The 6151-nt window shown below is 62.7% G+C and carries 6 protein-coding genes; 5 read left to right on the top strand and 1 reads right to left on the bottom strand.

All coding sequences use genetic code 11. The features are described 5' to 3' along the window. Positions 1-3 precede the first annotated feature (3 nt). The 5 genes from trpD (at position 4) to LG661_RS19960 (ending at position 5387) form a co-directional block, all read left to right on the top strand. Complete coding sequence (trpD, locus tag LG661_RS19940; RefSeq protein ID WP_230533705.1) at positions 4-1017, top strand: anthranilate phosphoribosyltransferase; 1014 nt, start codon at positions 4-6, stop codon at positions 1015-1017. 18 nt (positions 1018-1035) lie between these two features. Beyond that, complete coding sequence (gene trpC, locus LG661_RS19945) at positions 1036-1836, top strand: indole-3-glycerol phosphate synthase TrpC (protein WP_230533706.1); 801 nt, start codon at positions 1036-1038, stop codon at positions 1834-1836. Then, positions 1833-2309, top strand: coding sequence for a cyclic pyranopterin monophosphate synthase MoaC (gene moaC / locus LG661_RS19950; protein ID WP_230533707.1), 477 nt, complete (start codon positions 1833-1835; stop codon positions 2307-2309). Before trpC ends, moaC begins: the two co-directional genes overlap by 4 nt. Then, entirely contained in the window at positions 2306-3559 is a 1254-nt protein-coding gene (locus LG661_RS19955) for a molybdopterin molybdotransferase MoeA (protein WP_230533708.1), read from the top strand. Before moaC ends, LG661_RS19955 begins: the two co-directional genes overlap by 4 nt. Before the next feature lie 181 nt (positions 3560-3740). Then, positions 3741-5387, top strand: coding sequence for a calcium-binding protein (locus LG661_RS19960; RefSeq protein WP_230533709.1), 1647 nt, complete (start codon positions 3741-3743; stop codon positions 5385-5387). Positions 5388-5685: 298 nt separating this feature from the next. Here the strand turns inward: LG661_RS19960 and LG661_RS19965 are convergent. After that, positions 5686-6151, bottom strand: a 466-nt coding sequence (locus tag LG661_RS19965) for a hypothetical protein (RefSeq protein ID WP_230533711.1), incomplete at its 5' end; no start/stop codon positions are given.

Raw genomic sequence — 6151 nt, forward strand, 5'->3', positions numbered from 1 at the left:
CCGATGGAATCCTTCAAATCCTACCTCGCCAAAGTCGCCACCGGCGCTTCCCTGACCCGGGACGAGGCGCGCTGGGCCTTCGACGACCTGCTCTCCGGCGAGGTGACGCCTGCCCAGGGCGGCGCCTTTCTCATGGCTCTCCGGGTTCGCGGCGAGGCGCTCGACGAGATCGTCGGCGCGGTTTCGGCCATGCGCGGGCGCATGCTGAAGGTAACGGCTCCCGAGAAGGCCGTGGATATCGTCGGCACCGGCGGTGACCATTCCGGCAGTTACAACATCTCGACGCTCGCCTCGATCATCGTGGCGGCCTGCGGCGTGCCCGTCGCCAAGCACGGCAACCGGGCGGCTTCCTCCAAGTCCGGCACGGCGGACGTGCTCTCGGCCCTCGGCGTGAAGCTCGGCCTCGACCCGGCGGGTCTGGAGCGCTGCCTGAAGGAGGCGAACCTCTGCTTCATGTTCGCCCAAACCCACCACGCCGCCATGCGCCATGTGGCCCCGACCCGCGTCGAGCTCGGCACCCGCACGATCTTCAACCTGCTCGGGCCGCTGTCGAACCCTGCCAGCGTCTCCCGCCAGCTTCTCGGCGTTTTCTCGGAGGCCTGGCTCGAGCCGCTGACCCAGGTCCTCAAGGAACTCGGCTCGAAGAAGGTCTGGACAGTCCACGGCTCCGACGGCTTGGACGAGATGACCACCACGGGCCCGACCTTCGTGGCGGCGCTGGAGAACGGCGCGATCCGCCGCTTCGCTGTGACGCCCGAGGAAGTCGGCCTGCCGGTGGCGAAGCTGGAGGACCTGAAGGGCGGCGACCCTGCGCATAATGCGAGAGCGCTGCAGACCGTTCTGGATGGCGCACGCACCGCCTATCGGGACGTAGCCCTGCTCAACGCCGCCGCCTCCCTCGTGGTGGCGGACGAGGTCGAGAATCTCCGCGACGGGCTCGAGCGTGCCTCCCAGGCCCTTGACACCGGCGCAGCGAAAGGGACGCTTGAGCGTCTCGTCCAGGTTTCCAACGCCTGACCGGCAAGGGCTTGAAACATGAGCGACGTTCTCGCCCGCATCGAAGCCTATAAGCGCCGGGAGATCGAAGCGGCGAAGGCCGCCGTTCCGCCGGTCGAAATGGAGCGCCGCGCCCGCGCGGCCTCCCCGGCCCGGGGCTTCGCGAAGGCCATCGAGCGGCACCTCTCCGAAGGCCGCCCGGCGCTGATTGCGGAGGTGAAGAAGGCCAGCCCGTCGAAGGGACTGATCCGCGCCGATTTCGACCCGCCGCAGCTTGCGAGAGCCTATGCAGAGGGCGGCGCGACCTGCCTTTCGGTTCTGACCGACGAGCCCTCCTTCCAGGGCAGGCCGGAATATCTCATGCAGGCGCGCGAGGCATCCGGCCTTCCGGCCCTGCGCAAGGATTTCCTCTTCGAACCCTACCAGGTCTACGAGGCCCGCGCCTGGGGCGCCGACTGTATCCTCGTCATCATGGCGAGCGTCACGGATGCGGAGGCCCGCGCCCTGATCGATACCGCCCATGACCTCGGCATGGACGTGCTGGTCGAGGTGCACGACCGCGCCGAACTGGAGCGGGCGCTCCCGCTCGGCACGAAACTCGTGGGCATCAACAACCGGAATCTCCGCACCTTCGATGTTCCGCTCGGCGTCAGCGAGGAACTGGCGCCGCTGATCCCCGCCGACCGGATCGTCGTCGGAGAGAGCGGCATCTTCACCTTTGAGGACATCGAGCGCCTGACGAAGGTGAACATCCGCACCTTCCTCGTAGGCGAGAGCCTGATGCGGCAGGCGGACGTGGCGGCGGCCACACGCCGGTTGCTCTTTGGCGAGGCGGCATGACGAAGCTCACGCATCTGGATGCTGCGGGCGCGGCGAACATGGTGGACGTCTCGGAAAAGGACGTCACCAGCCGCACCGCGATCGCGGAAGGATGCATCGTGATGCAGCCCGAAACTCTGGCGCTGATCCGCCAGGGCGATGCCAAGAAGGGCGACGTGCTGGGTACCGCGCGCCTTGCCGGAATCATGGGGTCGAAACGCACGCACGAGCTGATCCCCCTCTGCCATCCTCTCCTCATCTCCAAGGTGAAGGTGGAGTGCGAACTCGACGACGACCTTCCCGGTGTGCGCGTGATGGCGGAGGTGAAGGTCTCGGGCCAGACCGGCGTGGAGATGGAGGCGCTGACAGCGGTCTCCGTTGCCTGCCTGACGATCTACGACATGGTGAAAGCCGCCGATAAGGGCATGCGGATCGAGAACATCCGCCTGCGCCTGAAGACCGGCGGCAGGTCCGGAACCTACGAGGCCCCATGAGCCTGATCCCGGTTGAGGAAGCGCTCAAGCGCATTCTGGACGGCATCCAGCCGCTCGAGGGCGAACCTGCGCCGCTCGCGGCCTGCGCAGGCAGAACATTGGCGGAGGATGTTTCGGCTCTTCTCGACCTGCCTCCCTTCCCGGCCTCCGCCATGGACGGCTATGCTTTGCGCAGCGCCGATGTCACACAGGTTCCGGCGAGCCTTCAGGTGATCGGCGCGAGCGCCGCAGGAAAGCGTTTCCCCGGGACGGTCGGAGCCGGAGAGGCTGTGCGGATCTTCACCGGCGCACCGCTCCCCGAGGGCGCCGATGCGGTTGTGATCCAGGAGGATACAGAAGTCTCGGGCGACCGGGTGGTCGTCAAAGATCTTCCCCGCCCCGGCCGTCACATCCGCGAAGCCGGGCTCGATTTCCGCTCCGGCGAAGTCCTGCTCAAGGCGGGCCTGCGTCTGGATTCCCGCCACATCGCTCTGGCTGCCGCCATGGGCCACGGGGTCCTTCCCGTCCGCCGCAGGCCCAAGGTCGCCATTCTCGCAACGGGCGACGAACTCGTCCGGGCCGGAGAGCCTGCAGGTCCCGACCATATCACCGCTTCCAGCCTCCCCGCCACCGCCCTGATCACCGAGAAGGCCGGGGCCGAGGCCGTGGACCTCGGCATCGCCCGGGACACGCTCATTTCCCTTGAGGAGCGCATCCAGGCCGCACGCAATGCAGGCGCAGACATTCTCGTAACGTTGGGTGGCGCCTCCGTCGGCGAGCACGACCTCGTGCAGCAGGCGCTGAAGGATCAAGGGATGGAGCTCGGCTTCTGGCGGGTCGCCCTGAGGCCGGGAAAGCCCCTGATGCATGGAAGGCTCGGCGGAATGGTCCTCCTCGGTCTTCCCGGCAACCCGGTCTCGACCCTGGTCTGCACCATTCTCTTCCTCATTCCCGCCATCCGCGCCCTGCTGGGCGATCCCCGCGCCGGCGAGGACCCAACGGAAACGGCCGTCCTGGGGACGGAGCTCCCCGCAAACGGCGACCGGCAGGACTACATGCGGGCGAGCCTGACCTTCGAAGAGCGCGAGATCACGCTGTCGTCGGGCCGGCAGCGAATGAGCCTGCCCATCGCCACCCCGCACACGAAACAGGATTCCTCCATGTTGAGCATCCTGGAGCGCTCGGATGCTCTGATCGTGAGAGCGCCAAGAGAGCCTCCAGCTTTTGCGGGAGAGACTTGCCGCATCGTTAGGCTTGGAAGGTTCTGTTAGAAGCACCGAGAGATCTGTCTGGAGATGCTTGATCGCCCGGCAAGATCAACGAGTTCTCGCCACGTATCGCTTCCGCCGCGAAGCTGTTCGACATAGGACAAGTTGCTCATTTACCCCACTTATGAAAGGTTATAGTGCTTCAAGAAATAGCTCGATGAACGGGCTGTATTAGGGGCCAGATATGGCAGGCTACAATTTCGACGGCGCTCTTTCCAATCTCTCTCTCGACGAGATCTTAGTCGGCGCTACGGTCCAGGCTCTGGAGCAGCACACGTTCGGTCTGAAAAATGCGACCAACGGCTACACGATCACCTTCGATGGTTCCGGCTTCGAATATGTGAACGGCGCTCCGACCAACGGAAGCATCAGCGGCATCAGCGTGTATGACGCAAGCGGAAACTGGGTCTACAACGTCGAGGGCATCAATCCAGCCACAAGCTCTCTGGCCGCCTTCTGGAACACCTTTGCTGCCTACGCCTATTCACGGGCAGGAAGCGCCGCTGCCTTCGGCGCCATCCTTGCCGGCCCGGATACGATCCAGGGTGGTGACAACCATGATCGCATCGGCGTTTATGGCGCTGGTGATACCGTCATGGGCATGAACGGCAACGATACGTTCCTCGTCTATAACGGGGCAACGGATGTCTTCATTTCCGGCACCAACGTCAGCGGGGATGACACCGGTGCTCAGACGGACACGATCGAGCTCCACGGATCGGCGAGCTTCCGCAACGTTCTGAATATCGATGCGCTGGTCTTTACCTACAGCGGCACGGCGACGAAGACCGTCACCTACAATGCGAACAGCCATTTCGGCATCACCTATGTTCAAGGTTCGAGCGTAGGAGCCGATACGATTTGGTTCAAAGGCGGCTCGGAAGCGGTAAACCTCGATCTGTCAAAAGTGGCCTTCGGAAACTGGGCGCGCGCCGATCAGACGGTGCTCGTCGACTTGAATACGGACCAGTCAGCAATCCTCGATGATCGCTTCGTCGGCAGCACGGTCAACGAGCGGGTGACCACGGGCAATGGCCGCGATCTTCTCTACGGAAATGATGGCGACGACTATCTCGATGGTGGCGACGGCATCGACGTGATCGATGGCGGCAGTGGCAGCGATACTCTCATCGGCGGCGGCGGCGAAGGTCCCAATATTCTCCGAGGCGGCAAGGGCAATGACGTCTACAGCTTCCGCGAAAAGGTCGATGTTATCATCGACAATGGGGGCCTCGACAGCCGGATGGTCAGAAAGAATGCGACCCAGTCCGCAAAGGAAAAACTGTTCGAGGGGCTCGCCGTGGACGAGACCTTGAGCGTCCGCAAGACGGTGAAGCTCACGGGCAATGCCAAGGCCAACATCCTTCTGGGTCACGGTGGAAAGAACACCCTGAACGGCCTGTCGGGGAACGACATCCTCGAAGGGCGCGGTGGCAACGACCAACTGAACGGCAGCACCGGAAACGATAAGTTCTATGGCGGTCTCGGCAAGGACACGCTCAGCGGCGGCACGGGCAAGGATGTCTTCTATTTCGACACGGCCCTGGATACCCGGGGCAATGTCGACAAGATCGTCGGCTTCTCGACCAAAGATGACCGCATCGCGCTCGACAGCGAGATCTTCACCGTCCTCGGACAGGGCAAGCTCACGTCTTCGTCCTTCCGCGTCAATAATAAAGCCAAGGATTCCAACGACTACATCATCTATGACAAGAAGAAGGGTGTGCTCTATTACGATGCGGACGGCTCCGGCAGCGCCTCTTCCTTGACGAAGTTCGCTCAGATCGGCAAGAAGCTGAAGCTGACGGCTCCGGACTTCCTCGTGATCTGACCCTTTTTGGTTTCAATGATGCCGAGGGGCCGCAGTCTTTGATTGCGGCCCCTTTCCTTTTGCCCCGAGCCCTGCCTCAAGGTGAGATGCCGCAGCGGCCTGCCGTCAGACGACAGAGTTTCAGGTGGACATTCCCCAAAGCCCACCCAAGTAAAGCAAAGGAATATGTGCCTGCTTTCTATTTAAAATGACATATCATTTGCAATAAGCTTCCTTCCCGAAGGTCCAACTCGCGACAGCCCCCACAGGCGACCGGGGCAGCAGAACGATCATCAAAGGGGGAGAAGCCGTGGCATTTTCAGTTTTTCGCGTCGGCCAGGAACTGCGGGTCAATCAACACCGGACGAGCGACAAAATAGATCCCAAGGTTACAGGCCTCCCCGATGGCTGGCTGATCACATGGTCCTCTGATGGGCAGGATGGCAATGCTAGCGGGGTCTACATGCAGAAGTACAGTCTGCAAGGCGTCCCGCAGTTCCTGGATCGTGGTGTTGCGGTCGACCGTCTGGTGAATACCGGATCGACAACAGGCGACCAGATCTGGTCGACGGCGACCGCACTCGCAGGCAATGCCGGCTTCGTCGTGACCTGGATCGAGCGAAACGCAGACGGAAGTCAAAGGCAGGTCTTCCAGCAGCACTATAGCCTGGATGGGACGGCACAGGGGGCTGCGCAGCAGGTCAGCGGGACTCATGATGTCGAAAATGTTGAACACCTCGTGTAGGCGCAAAGTTAAATTGTCAGCACTGAGCAAAGTCAAAATG

This window comes from Microvirga roseola, assembly GCF_020866965.1.
GTDB classification, from domain to species: Bacteria; Pseudomonadota; Alphaproteobacteria; order Rhizobiales; family Beijerinckiaceae; genus Microvirga; species Microvirga roseola.